20 protein-coding genes are annotated in these 19733 nt (G+C 71.2%); 7 read left to right on the top strand and 13 right to left on the bottom strand.

Features of this window, described 5'->3' with window-relative positions:
- Positions 1-253 precede the first annotated feature (253 nt).
- A complete protein-coding gene (locus ACWEK3_RS23150; protein ID WP_453250497.1) occupies positions 254-955 on the top strand; it encodes an alpha/beta fold hydrolase in 702 nt (233 codons plus the stop codon).
- 40 nt (positions 956-995) lie between these two features.
- The gene (locus ACWEK3_RS23145; RefSeq protein WP_450545020.1) at positions 996-1874 is read left to right on the top strand and encodes an inositol monophosphatase family protein; all 879 of its coding nucleotides are present in this window, start codon (positions 996-998) and stop codon (positions 1872-1874) included.
- A 90-nt stretch (positions 1875-1964) separates the two neighbouring features.
- Here the strand turns inward: ACWEK3_RS23145 and ACWEK3_RS23140 are convergent, their stop codons facing one another.
- The 4 genes from ACWEK3_RS23140 to ACWEK3_RS23125 form a co-directional block, all read right to left on the bottom strand.
- Positions 1965-2285 (bottom strand): hypothetical protein, encoded by a 321-nt coding sequence (locus tag ACWEK3_RS23140; RefSeq protein WP_450545037.1) that lies wholly within the window; start codon positions 2283-2285, stop codon positions 1965-1967.
- A gap of 110 nt (positions 2286-2395) precedes the next feature.
- Entirely contained in the window at positions 2396-2674 is a 279-nt protein-coding gene (locus ACWEK3_RS23135) for a hypothetical protein (protein WP_450545018.1), read from the bottom strand.
- Positions 2675-2870: 196 nt separating this feature from the next.
- A complete protein-coding gene (gene rbsK, locus ACWEK3_RS23130; protein WP_453250496.1) occupies positions 2871-3764 on the bottom strand; it encodes a ribokinase in 894 nt (297 codons plus the stop codon).
- A complete protein-coding gene (locus tag ACWEK3_RS23125; protein ID WP_453250495.1) occupies positions 3761-4816 on the bottom strand; it encodes a LacI family DNA-binding transcriptional regulator in 1056 nt (351 codons plus the stop codon). The genes rbsK and ACWEK3_RS23125 overlap by 4 nt, the downstream gene beginning before the upstream one ends.
- A gap of 305 nt (positions 4817-5121) precedes the next feature.
- Here ACWEK3_RS23125 and uriH point away from each other — a divergent pair, with 305 nt between their 5' ends.
- Both uriH and uriT read left to right on the top strand, forming a co-directional pair.
- On the top strand, positions 5122-6069 hold the full coding sequence (uriH, locus tag ACWEK3_RS23120; protein WP_453250494.1) for a uridine-preferring nucleoside hydrolase UriH: 948 nt from the start codon (positions 5122-5124) through the stop codon (positions 6067-6069).
- Positions 6066-7508 (top strand): uridine transporter UriT, encoded by a 1443-nt coding sequence (gene uriT / locus ACWEK3_RS23115; RefSeq protein ID WP_450545012.1) that lies wholly within the window; start codon positions 6066-6068, stop codon positions 7506-7508. Before uriH ends, uriT begins: the two co-directional genes overlap by 4 nt.
- Positions 7509-7607: 99 nt before the next feature.
- Here the strand turns inward: uriT and ACWEK3_RS23110 are convergent, their stop codons facing one another.
- Complete coding sequence (locus tag ACWEK3_RS23110) at positions 7608-8009, bottom strand: CocE/NonD family hydrolase C-terminal non-catalytic domain-containing protein (RefSeq protein ID WP_450545010.1); 402 nt, start codon at positions 8007-8009, stop codon at positions 7608-7610.
- A gap of 146 nt (positions 8010-8155) precedes the next feature.
- Between ACWEK3_RS23110 and ACWEK3_RS23105 the strand changes: the two genes are divergently transcribed.
- A complete protein-coding gene (locus ACWEK3_RS23105) occupies positions 8156-8866 on the top strand; it encodes a hypothetical protein (RefSeq protein ID WP_450545008.1) in 711 nt (236 codons plus the stop codon).
- Between the two features lie 67 nt (positions 8867-8933).
- Here ACWEK3_RS23105 and ACWEK3_RS23100 read toward each other — a convergent pair whose 3' ends face one another.
- From ACWEK3_RS23100 to ACWEK3_RS23090, 3 genes are read right to left on the bottom strand one after another with little or no spacing between them, the layout of a single operon-like run.
- On the bottom strand, positions 8934-10259 hold the full coding sequence (locus tag ACWEK3_RS23100) for a M20/M25/M40 family metallo-hydrolase (RefSeq protein WP_384430266.1): 1326 nt from the start codon (positions 10257-10259) through the stop codon (positions 8934-8936).
- Positions 10256-11662: a cytosine permease gene (locus ACWEK3_RS23095; RefSeq protein WP_450545006.1), complete on the bottom strand. Its 1407-nt coding sequence runs from the start codon at positions 11660-11662 to the stop codon at positions 10256-10258. The genes ACWEK3_RS23100 and ACWEK3_RS23095 overlap by 4 nt, the downstream gene beginning before the upstream one ends.
- Positions 11663-11664: 2 nt before the next feature.
- Positions 11665-12618 carry a DUF1177 domain-containing protein gene (locus ACWEK3_RS23090; RefSeq protein WP_376543339.1) on the bottom strand — a complete coding sequence of 318 codons (954 nt, stop codon included), beginning with the start codon at positions 12616-12618 and terminating at the stop codon, positions 11665-11667.
- 111 nt (positions 12619-12729) lie between these two features.
- On the opposite strand from ACWEK3_RS23090, the gene ACWEK3_RS23085 reads away from it, so the two are divergent.
- A complete protein-coding gene (locus ACWEK3_RS23085; RefSeq protein WP_361423546.1) occupies positions 12730-13590 on the top strand; it encodes an IclR family transcriptional regulator in 861 nt (286 codons plus the stop codon).
- Positions 13591-13619: 29 nt separating this feature from the next.
- Positions 13620-14348 (top strand): dipeptidase PepE, encoded by a 729-nt coding sequence (gene pepE, locus ACWEK3_RS23080; protein ID WP_453250493.1) that lies wholly within the window; start codon positions 13620-13622, stop codon positions 14346-14348.
- 461 nt (positions 14349-14809) lie between these two features.
- Here pepE and ACWEK3_RS23075 read toward each other — a convergent pair whose 3' ends face one another.
- From ACWEK3_RS23075 to ACWEK3_RS23055, 5 genes are read right to left on the bottom strand one after another with little or no spacing between them, the layout of a single operon-like run.
- Entirely contained in the window at positions 14810-15574 is a 765-nt protein-coding gene (locus ACWEK3_RS23075) for an ABC transporter ATP-binding protein (protein WP_450545001.1), read from the bottom strand.
- A complete protein-coding gene (locus tag ACWEK3_RS23070; RefSeq protein ID WP_453250492.1) occupies positions 15571-16371 on the bottom strand; it encodes an ATP-binding cassette domain-containing protein in 801 nt (266 codons plus the stop codon). The genes ACWEK3_RS23075 and ACWEK3_RS23070 overlap by 4 nt, the downstream gene beginning before the upstream one ends.
- The gene (locus ACWEK3_RS23065) at positions 16368-17246 is read right to left on the bottom strand and encodes an ABC transporter permease (RefSeq protein ID WP_450544997.1); all 879 of its coding nucleotides are present in this window, start codon (positions 17244-17246) and stop codon (positions 16368-16370) included. The genes ACWEK3_RS23070 and ACWEK3_RS23065 overlap by 4 nt, the downstream gene beginning before the upstream one ends.
- Positions 17243-18208: an ABC transporter permease gene (locus tag ACWEK3_RS23060; protein WP_453250491.1), complete on the bottom strand. Its 966-nt coding sequence runs from the start codon at positions 18206-18208 to the stop codon at positions 17243-17245. Before ACWEK3_RS23060 ends, ACWEK3_RS23065 begins: the two co-directional genes overlap by 4 nt.
- Positions 18208-19728 (bottom strand): ABC transporter substrate-binding protein, encoded by a 1521-nt coding sequence (locus ACWEK3_RS23055; RefSeq protein WP_453250490.1) that lies wholly within the window; start codon positions 19726-19728, stop codon positions 18208-18210. Before ACWEK3_RS23055 ends, ACWEK3_RS23060 begins: the two co-directional genes overlap by 1 nt.
- Positions 19729-19733 lie beyond the last annotated feature (5 nt).

Below are 19733 nucleotides of genomic sequence, written 5' to 3'. Positions count from 1 at the left end.
TGACGATTTCGCCGAGTTTGTACTCATTCCGCTGCGGGGCGAGTGCCGGCACCGCCCTGGCCCACAGAGGGGGCCTACCCGATGTCTCCGATGGGATACGGGACCGCCGGGGTGACAAGGACCGCACATAGGAGCGACCCCTCCCCCGCCGGGGCGCCCTGGTCATCCCGGATACTCCCAGCCGAAGTCCATTGGCCCCCCCGACGGCGTCAACTCGATGAACGCCCCGGTCGCTGTCGTCTACCCTCCGAGCATGGTTGATCACTGCGTTGTCGACGTGGGCGGGATCCGGCTGGCCTATCAGGTGTGGGGGGCGCCGCAGGCCCAGCCGCTTGTCCTGTTGCACGCGCTGGGTGAGAACGTCACCACCTGGGACGGCGTGGCTCGCGTCTTCGCGCGCAGCCGACGGGTGTATGCCCTCGACCTTCGCGGTCACGGCCGAAGCGACTGGCCGGGAGACTACTCGCTGGAACTCATGAAGGCCGACGTGGTCCGGTTTCTCGACGCGTTGGGACTCGGTCCCGTGGATCTGATCGGGCATTCCATGGGCGGTGTCGTGGCCTACCTGCTCGCGGAGGACCACCCGGAGCGGGTCGGACGGCTCGTTCTCGAGGACGTCCCGGTCCCCCGTCCCCGGGAGCCGACCGTCCCGGCCAGGCCGGACGGCGAACTGGCCTTCGACTGGGAAATGGTGCGGGCCATCAGACGCCAGATCGACCACCCGGACCCTCGGTGGCTGGAACGACTCGGCCGGATCACCGCCGAGACCCTCGTGCTGGCCGGCGGTCCGCACAGTCATGTCCCCCAGGACGGCATCGCCGAGCTCGCCCGCCGCGTCCCCAACGGGAGCGTGGTCACCATCCCGGTCGGACACCTGATCCACGATGCGGCGCCGGAGGCGTTCACGGAGGCGGTTTCCGCGTTCCTGCCCGCGGTGAGCGACCGGTGCCGGTGAATCGGCGGGGCCGTTCCCGGTCTCGACTACTCTGCGGGGCGTGATCAACTCGTACGCGGGACTTGATGATGCCGGGGTTGCCGTCGCTGCGGCGCGTGCGGGCGCGGACGTGGTGCGCGCCTTGTACGGCCGGCCGCTCGCCCGCGTCGACAAGGGTGCCGGGGACTTCGCCACGGCCGCCGATGTGGAGGCCGAAAAGGCGATCTTCGCCGTCCTCCGGGCCGCCCGGCCGGATGACGCGGTGCTCGGTGAGGAGAGCGGACGGCAGGGTGCTTCCGACGCCGCGCGTCAGTGGTTGGTGGATCCATTGTGCGGCACGCTGAACTACGCCGTCGGCAACATGCTGGTCGCTGTCAACGTGGCGCTGCGCGACGGGGCGGCGGCGGTGGCCGATCCGTTCAGCGGCGAGGTTTTCTTCACCAGCGGCGAGACCGCCTGGGTGCGGCGGGACGGGGCCTGTGCGCCGCTGACGCCCACGCCCGCGACCCGGCTGGTGGACGTCAACCTGGACCCGCCGTTCCCGAGCGCGCCCGGCTTCCGGGCCGTGGACCTGCTGGCCTGCCCCGGGTTCGTCGAGCGGTTCCGGCCGCGGGTCGTCTCCACGACAATCGCGTTGGCCTGGGTCGCTGCCGGCAGGCGCGCCGCGTACGTCACCGACGGCGGGGACCTGTCCGGGAGCGTGCATTTCGCCGCCGGCATCGCTCTGTGCCGCGCCGCCGGCTGCGTGGTCACCGGGATCGACGGCGCTCCGATCGGGCCGGCGGCCCGTGGACTCGTCGCGGCCGCCGACGCCGATACCCACCGGGCGCTGATGGCGATGATCCGCGACTCGGCGACGGAATCCGCCTGTACGACAACCCCGGCGGCGCCCCCGTCCGACTCGAGCTGCTCAACGGGGACGACCACTCGGCCACGGTGAACGTGCGGTACCGCCCGGTCGCGACCGGTACCGCATCGCACAGCGATTGAATGTGCCGCATGCCACCGGAGGGCTCACGTACGGCAGTTGTTACGCGGTGCCGTGGCCGTCCAGGAAGCGGAGCAGTACCGAGGCCTCCTCGCGGAGTCGGGCGGCTCGGTCGGCGTGTGCGGGGGTGGTCAACTGCGCTGCGGCTTCGATTCGTTCGGTGGCCTCGGCTCGCACGATGTCCGCCACGCCGCTCTCGCTCAGCTCACGTCGCAAGGCCTCGGTGGCGCCGGCACCGACCGGTGACTGTTCCAGGGCCAGGCCACGCGTCTCGGTCTCGCCCACGGGCACCGCCTCCGCGTTGTCCAGTGCGGCGAGTGTCGCGCGCAGAGCGCTCACCGCGGCCTTGTCGCGGGCGCGCATCGCTTCCGGGAGGGCTTGACGCATACGTACACGTAGGGACATGCCGGGACCCTACGGGGCTGGTCCTGGTCCGACAACGCAATATCCCCGGCCCCGGCTGGTCACAGCCGTCAGCGCGCAGTCGCCAGTGCCCGCTTGTTGAGGGCGTCGATACTTCGGGCGGCCAAGAGGCGGTCGGCGGAGGCTGCGCGCAGCCCGGCGCACGCGGCGTGCGGTTCCGGTGAGGGCCCGCGCTCGGCGAGCAGTACCACCAGCGCCTCCCAGTGGCCCAACCGCTTGTCCGGGAGTGCCGACAACTCGTCGACGTAGCGGCCTGGTTGCAGCAACTCCGCCAACCGGCCCGCCGCTTGTGCGGCGGCAGCGAGGAGATGGGAGCGCAGCCGGTCCACGTCCGTATCGGCTGTCAGTCGCCACCGGTCGGAAACCCTGGTGCGTGTGGCCGGGATCGGAGGACTCGATCCGGCCTTCGGGGAGCCGGATGCCGTCGTACTCCCTCGCCCTGCCGATGGTGGTGGCGTCCGCGCTCTTCCCGTCGCCTCGAAGTCGGGCAGTGCCCCACGACAGGCCCTCGATCACCGAGGGTCCTCAGCGCTTGAGGAAGGCCTCCACCTCGTCGCGGTGGGGCAGTGACGGCTGGGCGCCGGGGCGGGTGGTGCTGAGTGCCGCCGCGGCGCAGGCCCAGCGGGCGGCCTGTTCCAGGGTGCGGCCCTCGGCCAGGGCGACGGCGAGCGCGCCGCAGAAGCAGTCACCGGCCGCCGTGGTGTCCACCGGCTGGACCGCGAAGGCCGGGATGTGCAGCCGCGCGGTACCCTCCAGGAGCAGCACGCCGTCACCGCCGAGGGTGACGATGACCGCGCCCGGTCCGCTCAGTTTGGCCGCGGCGGCGGCGACCTCGTCGATCGTTTCCGGGACCGGGGTGCCGGTGAGGGCGGCCAACTCGGTGCGGTTGGGGACCAGTACGTCGACGTGGCGGGGCGGGACGGCGCCTTCGACGGCGGGTGCGGGGTTGTGCACGACGATGCCGCCGGCCAGCTCGGCGGCCGCGTGGTTGGCCTCGTCGGGGACCTCCTGCTGGAGGACGGTGACCTCGGCCCGGTTCAGCACGTCGGCGGCGGTCCGGCAGTCGGCGGCCGTCAGACGGGAGTTGGCGCCGGGGCTGACGATGATGGAGTTCTCGCCCGACGGGTTGACGGCGATCAGCGCGCGCCCGGTGGGCACCCCGGGGGTGCGGGCCAGGTGCGCGGTGTCGACGCCTTCGGCGCGCACCGCGGCGGCCATCACGTCGGCCGCGTCGTCCTCGCCGACGCGGCCGATCATGGCGACCTGTCCGCCGAGCCGGGCCGCGGCGACCGCCTGGTTGGCCCCCTTGCCGCCGGGGTGCTCGACGATGTCCCCGCCGAGCACGGTCTCCCCGGGCACCGGGTGCCGGGGAACGGGTGTGACGAGATCGAGGTTGAGGCTTCCGACGACTGCGATCACTGGTGTTCCTCTGGGGTTCTGCTGCCGGGGATGGTCGTGGGCGCGACGGCGCGGGGCGCGCTGGAGGCGCGTACGACGAGTTCGGGTGAGAGGCGGACGGACCGGTACGCCTCGGCTCCCCCGCCTGCGAGCCGCTGGTCGAGGAGCCGGAGCGCCTCGGCCGCCACTTGGGCGGCCGGCTGGCGGACGGTGGTCAGGTTCGGTTCGGCGAGGCTCGCCATGGGGATGTCGTCGAAGCCGGTGACGGCGACCTCGCCGGGCACGTCGACGCCGAGTTGTCCGAGGCGTTGCACCGCTCCGACCGCGATGAGGTCGTTGGCGCAGACGACTGCGTCCGGGCGGGCCGGCCAGATCCGCTCGACCGCGGCCCGCCCCCACTCCACGGAGAAGTCGCCGAGTTCGGTGCGGTCGGGTGCTGTCGGGTCCAGGGCGGCGACGCCCGCCGCATAGGCCGTGCGCCGTTCGACGGCGGTCGAGGCGGTCCCGGCGGCGCCGAGGAAGCAGAACCGGCGGCGCCCGGTGCGGGCCAGGTGGTCCAGGACGAGGGCCATGCCGGCCGCGTTGTCGACGGCCACCGAATCGGCGATCCCGGGGCCGCAGGAGCGGTCGAGCAGGACCAACGGGACGCGGGCCGCCGCGAGTTCGACGGCCTCGCGGCTGTGTGTCTCGTCGACGGGGATGACCAGCAGCGCGTCCACCTGCCGGTCCAGCAGTGCCGTGATCCGGGCCGCCTCGGTCCGCGGGTCGTCATCGCAGTCGGCGAGCAGCAGGGCGCGGCCCCCGGCGTGCAGGGCGTGCTCCACCTCGCGTACGAGGGAGGGGAAGAAGGGGTTCGTGATCTGCGGCAGCACCAGGCCGATGGTGCCGGTGGAGCGGCTGCGCAGGGCGCGGGCGACCTGGTTGGGGCGGTAGCCGAGGCTTTCGGCCGCGGCCCGCACGCGGCGTGCCGTCTCCGCTCCCACCGGGCGGGTGCCGGCCAGCACGCGGGACACCGTGGCGACGGAGCAGCCCGACGCGCGAGCCACGTCTCGCAATGTCACCTCGGTCACCATGCTCCGCCCCCTTCTATCGGGTCGGTTTCCTGGTCGGCACCTGGGCCTCCAGCACCGACCAGCACCGATGCCGGAGAACGTTATCACCCGCCCCCTCCGTCGCAGACTGCCCCCGAACAGGGGTACATGAAAGAAAGATGTAACAGCCATTGACACATCGGCGAGAAATGGGCGAATGTTCGGGAGAACGTTTTCCCTAACGTCTCCCGAGGCGCCGGACCACTCGGCGCCCTCCGGACGCGTCCGCCCCTGGGCGTCCCCGGAGATCGGTTTCACCAAAGGTAAGCGAGCAAAGGGGCTCTCCGTTGGCCAGAAAGATCATCCTCGACTGCGACCCGGGGCACGACGACGCCATCGCCATGCTTCTGGCGCACGGCAATCCCGAGATCGAGCTCGTGGCCGTCACGACCGTGGTCGGGAACCAGACGTTGGAGAAGGTGACCCGCAACGCCCTGTCCGTGGCCCGCATCGCCGGGATCACCGGGGTGCCCTTCGCCGCGGGTTGCCCCAGGCCTCTGGTGCGCGCCATCGAGACGGCGCCGGACATCCACGGCGAGTCCGGGCTCGACGGACCCGTGCTGCCCGAGCCGACCCTGGAGCTGGACCGCCGCCACGCGGTCGACCTGATCATCGACACGGTCATGTCGCACGAGCCGGGCGAGATCACGATCGTGCCGACCGCCGGTCTCACCAACATCGCCATGGCGGTCCGCAAGGAGCCGCGCATCGCCTCGCGCGTCCGCGAGGTCGTCCTGATGGGCGGCGGCTACCACGAAGGCAACTGGAGCGCGGTCGCCGAGTTCAACATCAAGATCGACCCCGAGGCCGCGCACATCGTCTTCAACGAGAGCTGGCCGGTCACCATGGTCGGTCTCGACCTCACGCACCAGGCGCTCGCGACGCCCGCCGTCACCGAGAAGATCGCCGCGGTCGGCACCGCGCCCGCCAAGTTCGTCCTGGAACTGCTGGACTTCTTCGGCGCGACGTACGAGCAGGCCCAGGGCTTCGAGTTCCCGCCCGTGCACGACCCCTGCGCGGTCGCGTACGTCATCGACCCGGAGGTCATGACGGTGCGCAAGGCCCCCGTGGACATCGAGCTCACCGGCACCCTGACCCTCGGCATGACCGTGGCCGACTTCCGGGCGCCCGCCCCGGACGACTGCCACACCCAGGTCGCGGTGAAGCTCGACCACGAGCGGTTCTGGAACCTGGTGGTGGACGCCCTCGAGCGGATCGGCGACGTCCAGGCATGACCGTTCCCAGCGTTTCCACAACCGACAGACCACCCGCCTCGGGGCAGGGCTCCCCCGTCCGGATCGGTGTGCTGCTGACCGCGCTGCTCGCCGCGTGCGTGGCCTTCCAGCTCAACGCCAGCATGATCAGCCCGGCGCTGAAGAGCATGGAGGGCGCCCTCCACGCCACCTCCGCCGAGATCGGGCTCACCCAGACCGCGTTCTTCACCTCCGCGGCCCTGTTCTCGCTGTTCCTGCCGCGGCTGGGCGATGTCGTCGGCCGCCGCAAGGTCCTCACCGGCATGCTGGCCCTGATGGCCGTCGGATGTGTCGTCGCCGCGTTCGCGCACAACGTCCCGGTCCTGTTCGCCGGGCGCGTCATCCAGGGCGTGTCCGGCCCGGTCGTCCCGCTGTGCCTGATCATGCTGCGGGAGGAAGTGACCGAGCCCAAGCGCTACGGCACCCTGCTCGGTGTGATCACCGCCTTCAACGGCGGAGTCGCCGGTGTCGACTCCCTCGCGGGCGGCTACCTCTCCGACCACCACGGGTTCCAGTCGGTCTTCTGGGCGATGGCCGTCGTGGCGGCGGTCGCCACGGGGATGGTCGCTCTGATGAGCCGCGAGTCCAAGGCGCCGGTCACCGCGCGCATGGACTGGCCCGGCGTCGTGTTCCTCGTGGTCTCGGTCGGCTCGCTGCTCATCGCGCTGAACGAGGCCGGCAAGCTCGCCGCGGCCAACTGGCCGCTGATCGCCCTGCTCGTCGTCGTCGCCGCGGCCGCCTTCGCGCTCTTCTGGCGCACCGAGGACCGCAGCGGGCATCCGCTGGTGGCCACGCGCCACCTGCGGCAGCGCTCCACATGGGCGCTCCTGCTGACCACGGTGCTCACCATGACGGGTGTGTTCGCCGTCATGAACGGGCTGATACCGGCGTTCGCCGAGGACGCGCAGGCCGGACTGGGCATGTCCGCGCAGCAGTCCGCGTGGTGGACCCTCACGCCGTATGCCCTGGCCGGACTGGCCATGGGCCCGATCGCGGGCCGGCTGGCCGCCACCTTCGGATACGGCCGGATCCTGCGCATCGGCCTCATCGGGGCCGCGGCGACCGTCGTGCTGATGATCCTCACGCTGCACGGCCATTCGCGCGCCCTGCTGCTGACGGCGTCCATCCTGGTGGGGATCACCTATGCCGGGATCGGGAACATCGTGCTCAACGGGCTCGGCATCGTGCTGTCCCCGCGTGAGAACCCCGGGTTCCTGCCCGGTCTGAACGCGGGTGCGTTCAACCTCGGCGCCGGTCTGAGCTTCGCGGTGCTGTACGCGGTCAAGACCGCGGCCGCGCCCGCGGACCCGGCGTCGACCGGCGACTACACGACCGCCATGATCACGGGTGCGGTCATCATGGCCGTCGCCGTCGTGACGTCGTTCCTCATCCCCAAACCGGTGGCTGCGGAAGCGCGTTGAGCACGCGGGCCCCGCCGGGAGTTCGCTCCCCGCGGGGCCCGCGTCGCCGTGTGCCGTTCGCCGTCCGGCAGCACCGCCGGGCCGCCGGGTGGTGAAGCGTCAAGCCGGTCCTGAACCGTGGGCGAGCGTCAGCGCCGAGTCCGCGTGCAGCGTGACGCGCACCGGCGTGAAGGTGGCGTCCACCGGAGACTCGCCGGTGCCGGGATTGCGCGCACAGCGCGGATGAGCGCCCGCGACTAACTGCCGACGTATGCGGTGACCGGCGGCGAAGCGGTGGGCGGTGGCACTCAGGGGCACGGTGATCCGATGATCAGGCTGGTCGGCACGCTGATCCGGTCCGCCGCCGCTGCCGCTGCCGGCGCCGCGCCGGCACGCGTCGTCGGCGTCCGGGTGCGTCATCACCTCGTCCAGCCAGGGCACCTCGCCCCCGAGGGCGGAAACGTACGCCCCACTCAGCGGCTGCACGAAGGCCCTGGCAGCCCCCTCACTCCCGGAAGCCACGTTCACCCGCTTCCTCATCCGACTGATCGACGGCCTCGGAACCGACTGACCACTTCAGAGCCCTGCGGCATGATGATCACCGTGAACACCGAGATGTCGAAGACGGCCGAGGTTCCTCGGAACCGGGCTGCCGAGGGGATGGCCGCATGACGGACTGGTCGCGTCTCAAGCACGCCTATGGCTCCGCGCAGGACCTTCCGGCGCTGTTCGGCCGGCTTGAAACTGAGCCGACGAAGGACCTGTGGAACGACCTGTGGTCGCGGCTCTGTCACCAGGGCAGCACCTACTCGGCGAGTTTCGCCGCGCTCACCTGGCTGTCGGACACGGCCGGCCGAAGGGGGCGGAGCCGTGACGACGCGCTGCTCCTCGCCGGGGCGATCGTCGCGGGTGCGGACGAGGAGACCCGCGCCCGCCATGCGGACGAGATCGAGGCCCTGCGGCTGCTCGCCCGGCGGCGCGTTCGCGAGCCGGCGGATCCGGAGGTGTACGTCTACCTGCTCCAGTCCGCCATGGCATTCGAGGGTGTCCCGGTGTGGTCCGAGTGCCTGGAGGGCTTGGCCGACGAAGAGTACGAACTCGCGTGCCCGGAGTGCGACATGGGGGTGTTCATCGCGATCGGCGAGGCCGGCTACTTCTCCGCGGTCGGTGACTACGAGCCCGGCGACCCCCCGGGCACACCACTGCGCCCCGCCCTCCCCGAGACTCTGGAGGGACCCGCGCGGCAGCTCCACGACGCGGCCTTCGAAGCGGGGGCCGAGCGCGTCGCCGTGGGGCTCACCCACCTCTTCGGCAGTGCGACGTGCGGGGAGTGCGGAGCCGAGTTCTCGGTCGCCGAGCAAGTAGCCGACCAGTACTGACACGGCTCGTCAAGGGCACCCGTGCGGCTCGGTGAGCGTCTTCTCACCGAGCCGCACGGAGGGTGGTTCAGCAGTTCTGCCACAGGCGGGTCATCACCCGGACGCCGAAGCGCAGGCCTTCGAGGGGGACTCGTTCGTCGACTCCGTGGAAGAGGCGGCCGTAGTCGAGGTCGTGGGGCAGTTTCAGGCCCTTGAAGCCGAAGCAGCGGATGCCGAGCTTCGTGAAGGCCTTCGCATCGGTGCCGCCCGGGTTGCAGTACGGCACCGGATGCCCGTCGGGGTCCTCGGCGCGTACGGCCGCGCACATCGCGTCGACGAGGGGGCCGTCGAAGGAGGTCTCCATGGCGATGTCGTGGTTGACCCACTGCCGGGCCACCGACGGCAGGAGCAACGCGTCGATGGTGTCGACGAGTTCCTGCTCGTGGCCGGGCAGGAAGCGGCCGTCGACGCGGGCGGTGGCCCGGCCCGGGATCACGTTCGTCTGGTAACCGGCCGAGAACATGGTGGGGTTGGCGGAGTTGCGCAGCACCACCTGCATGAAGTCGGCGACCGGACCGAGCTTGGCGAGCTCCTTGTCGAGGTCCTCGGCGTCGAAGTCGATGTCGACGCCCTGGAGCCGCGCGGCCTCGGCGAGCAGCGCGCGCACCGGTTCGATCAGGCGGATCGGGAAGGTGTGGCGGCCGATGCGGGTGAGCGACTCGGCGAGGTCGGTGACCGCGTTCTCGTCGTTGGGCGAGGAGCCGTGGCCCGCGCGGCCGGTGGCCGTCAGTTCCATCCAGGCCATGCCGCGCTGGGCGTTCTCGATCGGGTACAGCCGCCGGGTGTCGTCGAGCGCGTAGCTGAACCCGCCGCCCTCGCCGATCGCCTCGGTGACGCCGGCGAATAGCTCGGGCCGGTGCTCGACCAGCCAGTGCGCGCCGTACCTGCCGCCCGCCTCCTCGTCGGCGAGGAAGGCCAGGACGATGTCGCGGGACGGCCGGGTGCCGGTGCGGGCGAAGTGCCGTGCGGTGGCCAGCATGACCGCCACCGTGTCCTTCATGTCGATGGCACCCCGGCCCCACAGGTAGCCGTCGCGGATCTCGCCGGAGAACGGCGGGACCTGCCACTCGTCCGGGTCGGCCGGTACGACGTCCAGATGGCCGTGGACGAGCAGTGCCCCGCGGCCGGGATCGCCGCCGGGGATGCGGGCGACGACGTTGGCGCGGCCTGGCGCGCTCTCCACCAGCTCCGAGGTGATGCCGGCCTCGGCCAGGAGCTCGACGACACGGTCTGCGCAAGCCCGCTCGTCGCTGGTGGGGTTGGAGGTGTCGAAGCGGATCAGCTCCGCGCACAGTTCGATGACCTCACGCTGTGCCTCCTCGGAGGCGGTGACGAGTGAGGGGGTGGTGCTCATGACGCTCCTACGGGGGCCGTGCCGGTGGCGGCCGGGGACCGCCCGGTGCCGTCGGCGGGCTCGTCGTCGAGGGTGGTGGTGCCGTACGTCCTGACCCAGCCGGCGAGTCCGAGCACGCTGTACAGGACGAAGGCGGTCAGCAGGGAGTTGAGGGCGGGGATCCCGCCGTCGTAGAACTTGCCGACGCAGAACGCCGCGGCCCAGATGACCAGGGACATCGGCACCCAGACCGGTGAGGTGGCGGGCAGGGTCTGCGCCTCGCGGGTGGCGTCGAGCGGTCCTCGCATGCGGCGCACCACCCAGTACTCGGCGACGATGATGCCGCCGACCGGCGGGATGGCCACGCCGAGCACCGTCAGGAAGTCGGTGAAGTGAGTCATGATGCCGACCGCGGACAGCAGGGTGCCGACCAGGCCGAGGACGATGGTGACCGCGCCACGACTCAGGCGCTTGCGGAAGACGACCTGGAAGAAGTTCACGACGCCGAGCGAGGAGCCGTACAGGTTCCAGTCGTTGATCTTCGCCGTGGACATCAGGACGACCAGCACGCCGAAGACGCCGGAGGTGGAGAGCACGATCTGGGAGACCTGGTTGCTGCCCACCATGTGGCCGAGGAGGACACCTGTCATGCCGACGATGTACTCGGACAGGATCATGGACGAGGCGCTCTGCACGAAGACGTGCGCGCCCTTCTTGTTGTAGCGGGTCATCTCGGGCGCGACGATCGCGCCGGTCATGAAGCCGCCCGCGATGGCGGTCGCGGCGACCGACAGCGGGACCGCGGGGCCGGGGGCCGGCGAGTGGACGAGGTCCGAGATCGAGTGCTTGGTCAGGGCGTCGGTGACGGACCAGGCGACCATCGCGAAGAACAGCGGGGTGACGATCTTCGCGAAGACCGCCATGTACCGGAAGCCGAAGACCACCAGGACGGTGATGGCCAGGCCCGCGACGACGCACCACAGCCACGAGGGGCCGCCGACCAGCGCCGAGACGCTGTTGCCGAAAATCGTGTTCTGCACTCCGAACCAGCCGACGAGGCTGATGGCGATGACGAGGCTGACCAGCGCGGAACCGTTGCGGCCGAAGCCGACCCAGCGGGTCAGCAGCGGGGTCGCCAGGCCCTCGCGCATTCCGGCCAGGCCGATCGCGAAGATCACGACTTCCAGGATCACGGCGCCGAGGGTGAAGGCGAGCAACGCGTTGCCGAAGGACATGCCGACGCCGATGGTGGCGCCGAGCGTGAACTGCGAGATCGATCCGGACTGGGCGAGCCACTGCAGCAGCATCGTCCAGAAGCCGAGCCGTTCGCTGCGCGGGACGCGGGCGAGGGCGTAGTCGTCGCTGCCCAGCGCTCTGTGGCCGGCGGTGTCCGGTGCGGTGGCGGTGTTCTTGTGAGCGGCCATGATCACGACTCCCTGGGTGCGCGGCCGAGGGTCTGCAGGTGCGCCAGCGAGCCGTAACGGGACACGAGCTGGTCGAACTCCACGTCGTCGTGGAAGTCCAGGCGTCCGCCGCCGTAGGCCTTGGCGGTCTCGACGGCGAACCGGGCGGCGGCCGCGATGTCGGTCTCGTGGCTCGCGCCCGTCTGGCAGCCGGGCACCGCCGCGGCCGAGGTGACCGCGAGGCCGACGACAGGGGCGGACGTCGCCGTGGCCGGCTGAAGGATCGAATTGATGTGGTGTACACCGTTACCGTACGGGGTGATGTCCTGCGTGGTCACCGGGTACGTGACCAACGGCTCACCGGTGACCACGGCCAGCAGCTCCCCCAGCTGCTCGCCGACCTTGAGCACCCAGCCCTCCTTGACGGTGGGCGACAGGGCCAGGCCCTTGTGGTTGATGATCCGGTTGCCCTTGGTGGTGTCGATGGAGAGCACCGCCTCCATCTCGTCCGTGACCTCGTGCCGGTTCATGGTGGCGATGTCGACCGGCGAGTCCATGAACGGCACCGGGTCGTGCGGTGCGGTCGGGGCGTTCGGGCAGATGTGGGTGGCCACGATCACGTCGCCGTCGAGCACGTCGCCGCGGCGGCGCATGTCCAGCAGCTTGGCGGCGGTGGCGATCGCGGCGATCGCGCCGTCCGCGTCGGAGACCAGGCCGGTGATCTCCGGACGGGCACCCACACCGCCGAGCCGACCGACCACGCCGAGGGTGCGCGAGGCGCCACCGCGGCTGCGGCCGGTGCGGCCCGGCACGCGCACGAGGACGAAGTCCGTGGAGCCCCGCTCACCGGTGACGGTGGTGACCTGGGCGCCGGAGCCGGCGGGGCCCGCCACGGAGTCGAGGTAGGCGGCGACTCCCTTGCCGTCGGCATCGGGATCGTCCAGCAGATCCACGATGTCCAGGACGTACTTCAACATGGGCAGCTTCTCCTGATCCGCACCTGAGGCGGTGCTGACAGAAGATTCGGGATCCGTTAACCTTCTTCGCAACTGTTTCCCGTTATCTGCAATTCAGGTCTGAATGGCGAGATGGGCGGAGGGGCGGACGTTATTCGGAGAGGAGTTGCCGTGCCTGACATCCCCGTCGACCGGAAGACCCCGGCCGGGGCACTGCAGACCGTCGACCGCGCCCTGCTGGTGCTGCTGGCGTTCGAGCGCACCCGGCCCGACTGGGGGGTGACGGAGGTCGCCACCGAGTTCGGCTGGGACACCTCGGTCGCACAGCGGCTGCTGTCCACCCTGGCCGGGCGCGGCTTCCTGGTGTCCGACCCGGCGACCCGCCGCTACCGGATCGGTCCCGCCGCACTGCGGCTGGGCCGCCTCTGGGAGCGCTCCGGCTCGCTGGAACTGCTCGCGGAACCGGTCCTTCAGGAACTGCGCGCGGCGACCGGGGACACGGTCCTGTTCTGTCTGCCCGACAGCTTCCACATGCGGTGCGTGGCGGCGGTCGAGGGCGAGGAGGGGCCGCTGCGGTACTACCCTCTGGTCGGCGAGCTGTACCCGGCGCACGCGGGGGCGACCAGCAAGTCGTACTACGCGTTCCTGCCCGACGAGCAGCGCCACCGGCTGTTCCGCGGCCGCCCCATGGCCCGGTTCACCGAGCGCACGGTCACCGACCCCGACCAGCTGGAACGCGAGTTCCGCCAGGTCAGGGCGCAGGGCTACGCATGGACGGCCGGGGAGTACGACGCGGGCATCGGCACCGTCGCCGTGCCGGTCTTCCTCGGCGCCGAACCCTACGGCAGCCTCAGCCTGGGGGCCGCGAGCGAGCGCTTCCCGGACGGCCCCGAGGACCGGCTCGACGCGTTGCGCAAGGCGGCCCGCCTGCTGGAGCAGCGGTTGACGCACCCGCCCCAGCACCACCGCCGCCCGCGCACCCGCACGGCCTGACGCAACGAACCCATGGTGAGGAACACCCCTTGAATCTGCTGCTCCTGTCCAACTCCACCCAGTACGGCCGCGGTTACCTGGAACACGCCCTCGGCACCGTGACCGCGTTCCTGCCGGCCCGGGCACGGCTCGCGTTCGTGCCGTACGCGCTCGCCGACCACGACGCCTACACGGCCAAGGTGCGCGACGCGCTCGCCGGAGCCGGCATCGACGTGCACGGGGTGCACGAGGGCGATGACCCGGTCGGCCGGCTCGCCGAGGCGGACGCCGTGTTCGTCGGCGGCGGCAACTCCTTCCGTCTGCTGACCGCCCTGTACCGGACGGGCCTGCGAGACGCGCTGATCAAGGCGGTCGGGGACGGGCTGCCCTACATGGGCGCCAGCGCGGGCACCAACATGGCCGCGCCCACGCTGCGCACCACCAACGACATGCCGATCGTCCAGCCCCCGTCCTTCGAGGCGCTGGGGCTGGTGCCGTTCCAGATCAACCCGCACTACCTGGACCCCGACCCGGGCTCCACGCACAAGGGCGAGACCCGCGAGGAGCGCCTGACGGAGTTCCTCGAGGAGAACGACGTACCGGTGCTCGGCCTGCGCGAAGGCTCCTGGCTGCGCGTGGCCGGACCCCGCGCCACGGTCGGCGGCGAGAACGACGCGCGCCTCTTCCGCCGCGGCACGCCGCCGCGGGAGGTACCGGTCGGCTCGGACGTGTCCGAACTGCTCACCGTCACACCGGAGTACGACACACCGGCGCGGTAAGTCCGGAAGCAAGCGCGGGGCCGGGACGGCGCGGAGGCCGGAACGGCCGCGGGCCCAGGGCGGCGGCCGGGTCCGGGAGGGCCGGGAGCCCGCGCTGAGCGGCGTAACGGGGGTTCGGGCCGGCCGGACTCCAGGAACGGCCAGGCGCCCGGCACGGGCGGGAGCCCGCGCCGGGCGGCGCGACAGCGGCACGGGTTAGCCGGGCCAGCCAGACCGCCCGGACCAGCTGGTGACCCGCACCGGCGAGACCCGCAACGGCCCAAGGCCCACACCGGGCCGCGCAACAGCGGCACGGGCCGACCACCGCGACAACCCGACCCCCGGAACAACCAATGGCCCGCACCGGCGAGACCCGCAACGGCCCAAGGCCCACGCCGGGCCGCGCGTTGCGGATTCGGTCGGCCGGATACGGCCGGGGCCCGGCGCGGTCGGGGACCCGCGCCGGGCGATGTGCCGGCGGTTCAGGCCGGCAGGCGCGGGACGCTGTCGAGCAGGCGGCGGGTGTACGGGTGCGCCGGCCGGCCCAAGACCTGGGCGGTGTCGCCGTGTTCGACCACACGGCCGCGTTCCAGGACGGCGGTGCGCTCGCACAGGGAGGCGACGACCGACAGGTCGTGGGAGACCATCACGAGCGTCAGCCCCTGTTCCTGCTTGAGCTCGGCCAGCAGGTCGACGACCTTCACCCGGGTGGTCACGTCGAGCGCGCTCACGGGTTCGTCGGCCAGCAGGACCCGCGGGGTGCAGACGGTGGCGCGGGCGATGGCGATCCGCTGGCGCTGTCCGCCGGAGAACTCGTGCGGATAGCGGTCCGCCGCGTCGGCCGGCAGGCCGACCCGCTCCAGGGCCGCGGCCACCTTCGGCCCGGCCGTGGCGCGGCTGTCAATGCCGAGGGAGAGCAGCGGCTCGGCCACGGTGGCGCCGACGCGGCGGCGCGGGTCGAGCGAGGAGTAGGGGTCCTGGAAGACGCACTGGACGCCGCGCCGGAACCGGCGCATCTGCTCCCGGTCCCGCGGGGACAGTTCGGCGCCGTCGAAGCGGACCTGGCCGGCCGTGGGGCGGGCGAGGCCCAGCAGCAGCCGCAGCAGCGTGGTCTTGCCGGCTCCGGACTCCCCGACAAGCGCGAGACTGCGTCCGGCCTCGACCCCGAACGAGACGTCCTCGACCACGTTGCCCGTGCTGCCCCGGTAGCGCAGCGCGACGCCGGACAGTTCTAGTACGGGGGTCATCGCGCGCTCCTCAGGTCCAGGGCGGATTCCAGGCGCCGGGCGCTGGCGACGAGGGACTTGGTGTACTCCTCGCGGGGCGCGCCGACGATGGTCTCGACCGGTCCCTCCTCCACGGCCCGCCCGTCCTTCAGCACCAGGGCGCGGTCGGTCACCTTGGCCACCACGGCGAGGTCGTGGCTGACGAACAGCACCGCCATGTCCCGTTCCCGGACCAGCGTGTCGACGAGTTCGAGCATCTCCGCCTGCACGGACACGTCCAGGGCGGTGGTCGGCTCGTCCGCGATGAGCAGTTTCGGTTCGCAGGCCAGGGCCATGGCGAGGGCCACGCGCTGGCGCTGCCCGCCGGAGATCTCGTGCGGGAACGCGCGGGCGATGCGCTCGGGGTCGGGCAGCCGGACCTGTGCGAGCGTGTCCGCCACGGCGCGCTGAAGCTCCCTGCCCTTCAGGCCGGTGCGCCTGCGCAGGGGTTCGGCGATCTGGCGGCCCACGCGCATCAGTGGGTCGAGCGCGGTGAGCGGCTCCTGGAAGACGACGGCCGCGTCCCGGCCGCGCAGGGAGGTGAGCCGCTTCTCGGGGGCGCCGACGACCTGGGTGCCGGCGAGTTCGACGCTGCCGGTGGCGGTCATGCCGTCGGGCAGCAGACCGAGCACGGCGAGCGTGGTCAGGGACTTGCCGGAGCCGGACTCGCCGATGAGGCCGAGGCGTTCGCCGCCGGCCACGGTGAAGGACAGGTCGTCGACCAGGTTGCGGCCGTCGCCGGTGCGGACGGTCAGCCCGCGTACGTCGAGGAGGTTCACGCGCGCCTCCGGCGGGTGGCCGGGTCGAGGGTGTCGCGCAGGCCGTCGGCGATGAGGTTGACGCCGATGACGAGCAGGACGAGCAGGATGCCGGGGGCGAGCGCGCCCGCCGGGGCGGTGGTGAAGGTGGCCTGGGCCTCCTGGAGCATCCGGCCCCACGAGGCGTTCGGCGGGGGCGCGCCGAGCCCGAGGTAGGACAGTCCGGCCTCGGCCAGTACGGCGAGACCGAACTGGAGGGCGAGGTTGACCACGAGGGTGGGCCAAATGTTGGGCAGCACATGGCCGACGACGGTCCTGGGCCAGGAGGTGCCGGAGGTGCGGGCCGCGGTGATGTAGTCCTGCGCCAGCACGCGTTTGACGAGGATGCGCACCAGCCGGGCGACGACCGCGCTCTGCGCCAGGCCGATCGCGAGGACGGCCGAGCCGAGGGTCGCCGAGCGGGCGGCGACGATGAGCATCGCGAGCAGCAGCGTGGGGAAGGCGATGAGGATGTCGAGGAACGCCGAGAGCGTGTCGTCGAGCCAGCCCTGCGCGAACGCGGCGAGCACACCGAGGGTGAGGCCGATCGCGGCGGCGACGAGCACCGACCCGAGGCCTGCCTCGACGGCGATCCGCGAGCCGGTCATCACCTGGGTGAACAGGTCGCGCCCGAGCTTGTCGGTGCCCAGCGGATGTCCGTTGCCGGGACCGGCCAGCCGTCCGCCGGAGGTGTCGTCGGCGGGGTAGGGCAGCCAGAACAGGGAGATGAGGGCGAGGAGTGCGATGAGGCCGGCCAGGACGCAGCCGACGACGAGCGTGGCGGAGCGGCGGGACCGGCGCCGGCTCGATGGTTTCTCCTCCGGCTGGACGGTGGGCAGGGTGTCTGCCTGGGTCATCGGGCACCTCCGGAGAGCCGGCCGCGCAGGCGCGGGTCGATGATCCGCTGGACGAGGTCGGCGACGAAGCCGATGAGCAGCACGGCGAGGGTGGAGACGAACAGCACGCCCTGGATGACGGGGTAGTCGTGCTGGGCGATGGCGGTGGCGAGCAGGGAGCCGAGGCCGGGCAGCGCGTACACCGATTCCACGACGACCGCGCCGAGCAGGGTCGAGGCGAGTTCGATGCCGAGGATGGAGATGACCGGTACGGAGGCGTTGCGCAGGCCGTGCCGCCACATCGCCCGGCCGAAGGACGAGCCCAGGGCGCGGGCGGTGCGCAGGTAGTCGCTGCCGAGGACGTCGAGGGTGGCGGAGCGGACGTAGCGAATCAGGGACGCGCTCATCACCAGGGCGATGGTGGCGACCGGCAGGACGAGGGAGCGGGTCGCCTCGGCGGGCTCGGACCAGCCGTCCGGCGGGAAGCCGCCGGACGGGAGCCAGCCGGCGTTCAGCGCGAAGACGGCGATGAGGATCATGCCGAGCCAGAACACCGGTACGGCGATGCCCAGTTGGGACACGCCGCTGAGCAGTGCGCCGTACCAGGTGTGCCGCTTGTGCGCCGCGACGAACCCGGCGGGCACGGCGAGGACGACGGCGAGGGTGAACGCGGCCAGGGTCAGCGGCACGGTGACGCTCAGCCGGGAGGCGACCTCGGGTCCGACCGGCAGCGAGCTGACGAAGGAGGTGCCGAGGTCGCCGCTCGCCAGCTGCCCGAGCCAGTGGACGAACTGCTCGGGCAGCGGCCTGTCGGACCCGATGGAGTGCCGTGCCGCGGCGATCTGCTCCGGGCTCGCACCCACCGAGGTGAGTGCGTTGGCCGGGTCGCCGGGCAGCATCCGCAGCAGGACGAACAGCACCACGCTCGCCAGGGCCAGCGACACCAGGAGGAAGGCGAAGCGGCGCAGGAGATAGCGGGCCATCAGCCCTTCTTCTTGATGTCGTAGGCGTAGAACTGCGAGTTGAGGCCGTTGAGCGGGTAGCCGGACAGCTTGCTGTTCGCGACGACGATCTGCGGGTACAGGTACAGCCAGTCGCTGGCCGCGTCCTCGGCGGTCTTGCGGTTGACCTTCTTCAGCAGCTCGGTCTGCTCGGCGGTGGTGGAGGCCGCTTCGGCCTGCTCGACCCACTGGGTGACCTGCTTGTTGTCGTAGCCCCAGTAGAAGTCGGGGTTGCCGTACCAGACGAGGTCGCGGTCGTTGACGTGCTCCTGGAGCGTGGCCGAGAAGTCGTGGTTCTTGTAGACCTTCGTGTACCACTCGTCCGGCGTGATCGTGTTGATCTTGACGGTGACGCCGACCTTGGCGAGTTCGGACTTGATGAAGGTCGCGGCGGTGGGGTGCGGGTCGTAGTTCGGGGTGTCGAGGGTGAAGCTGAAGCCCTTGGCGTACCCGGCCTCGGCGAGCAGCTTCTTGGCGCGCGCCGGGTCGTAGGCGTTGACCTCGGTGAGGTCCTCGTACCAGGGGTCGGTGGGCGGCACCATCGAGCCGATGAGCTTGCCGTAGCCGCCCCAGACCGACTCAAGCAGCTTCTTGTCGTCGATGGCGGAGGACACGGCCTGGCGCACCTTGACGTCGGTGAAGGGCTTGGCCTTGTCGTTGAAGGCGAGCAGCAGCTTGGTGGTGGAGTCGCCGTCGTTGACCTTGTAGTTCTGGTTGTTCTTGAACTGGTCGAGGGCGTCGGGCGACTGCTCGCTGGTGACCACGTCGACGGCGTTGGTCAGCAGCGCGTTGTTGAGGGCGGTCGCGTCCTTGTAGTAGTGGAAGACGGCCGTCTTGTTCGCCGCGGCCTTGCCCCAGTAGCCGGCGAACCGGTCCAGGCTCAGGGCGGAGCCGCGGGTCCACTTGCCGAGCTGGTAGGGGCCGGTGCCGTCCTCGGTCGTCTTCAGGTTCTTCGCCTGGGAGTTGATGATCCAGACGTAGGAGAGGTTGTAGACGAAGGAGATCGACTTCTTGGACAGCGTGACCTTCACGGTCCGCGCATCGGGGGTGGCGATGTCCTTGATGACCTGAAGGTTGGCCTTGCGGGCGGACTGGGAGTCGTCCGCGATGACCTTCTCCAGGCTGTACTTGACGTCTTCGCTGGTGAGGGCCTTGCCGCTGTGGAACTTCACGCCGTCGCGCAGGGTGAAGGTGTAGGTGAGTCCGTCACCGCTCACCTTGTGGTCCGTGGCGAGCAGCTTCTCGACCTTGCCGTCGTCGGTGAGCTTGAACAGCCCCTCGTAGACGTTGCCGTTGAGGGCCTCGGTGACGCCCTGGCCGCCGCCCGCGGTGTTGTCGAGGTTCTGCGGCTCGTAGAGGGAGCCGATGTTGACGGTGGCGTCCTTGTTCACAGCGCCGCCGGAGGCGCTGCCGCTCGAGCCGGAGCCGCCGCAGGCGGTCAGGGTCAGTGCGAGGCCGGCCGCGGTGGCGGTGGCGTACAGGGACGTCTTCTTGATGCTCATGGCTG

The sequence above is a fragment of the Streptomyces sp. NPDC004721 genome, assembly GCF_053601495.1.
This window is presented reverse-complemented; position numbering and strand designations above follow the sequence as displayed.

What these genes read in the sequence shown, in the direction of transcription:
- ACWEK3_RS23065 (WP_450544997.1), bottom strand. Translation starts at nt 17,246, where the DNA reads ATGACCCAGGCAGACACCCTGCCCACCGTCCAGCCGGAGGAGAAACCA.
- ACWEK3_RS23105 (WP_450545008.1), top strand. Translation starts at nt 8,156, where the DNA reads ATGACGGACTGGTCGCGTCTCAAGCACGCCTATGGCTCCGCGCAGGAC.
- ACWEK3_RS23095 (WP_450545006.1), bottom strand. Translation starts at nt 11,662, where the DNA reads ATGGCCGCTCACAAGAACACCGCCACCGCACCGGACACCGCCGGCCAC.
- ACWEK3_RS23085 (WP_361423546.1), top strand. Translation starts at nt 12,730, where the DNA reads ATGGGCGGAGGGGCGGACGTTATTCGGAGAGGAGTTGCCGTGCCTGAC.
- ACWEK3_RS23090 (WP_376543339.1), bottom strand. Translation starts at nt 12,618, where the DNA reads ATGTTGAAGTACGTCCTGGACATCGTGGATCTGCTGGACGATCCCGAT.
- ACWEK3_RS23060 (WP_453250491.1), bottom strand. Translation starts at nt 18,208, where the DNA reads ATGGCCCGCTATCTCCTGCGCCGCTTCGCCTTCCTCCTGGTGTCGCTG.
- ACWEK3_RS23100 (WP_384430266.1), bottom strand. Translation starts at nt 10,259, where the DNA reads ATGAGCACCACCCCCTCACTCGTCACCGCCTCCGAGGAGGCACAGCGT.
- ACWEK3_RS23055 (WP_453250490.1), bottom strand. Translation starts at nt 19,728, where the DNA reads ATGAGCATCAAGAAGACGTCCCTGTACGCCACCGCCACCGCGGCCGGC.
- ACWEK3_RS23150 (WP_453250497.1), top strand. Translation starts at nt 254, where the DNA reads ATGGTTGATCACTGCGTTGTCGACGTGGGCGGGATCCGGCTGGCCTAT.
- ACWEK3_RS23140 (WP_450545037.1), bottom strand. Translation starts at nt 2,285, where the DNA reads ATGCGCGCCCGCGACAAGGCCGCGGTGAGCGCTCTGCGCGCGACACTC.
- ACWEK3_RS23075 (WP_450545001.1), bottom strand. Translation starts at nt 15,574, where the DNA reads ATGACCCCCGTACTAGAACTGTCCGGCGTCGCGCTGCGCTACCGGGGC.
- uriT (WP_450545012.1), top strand. Translation starts at nt 6,066, where the DNA reads ATGACCGTTCCCAGCGTTTCCACAACCGACAGACCACCCGCCTCGGGG.
- ACWEK3_RS23125 (WP_453250495.1), bottom strand. Translation starts at nt 4,816, where the DNA reads ATGGTGACCGAGGTGACATTGCGAGACGTGGCTCGCGCGTCGGGCTGC.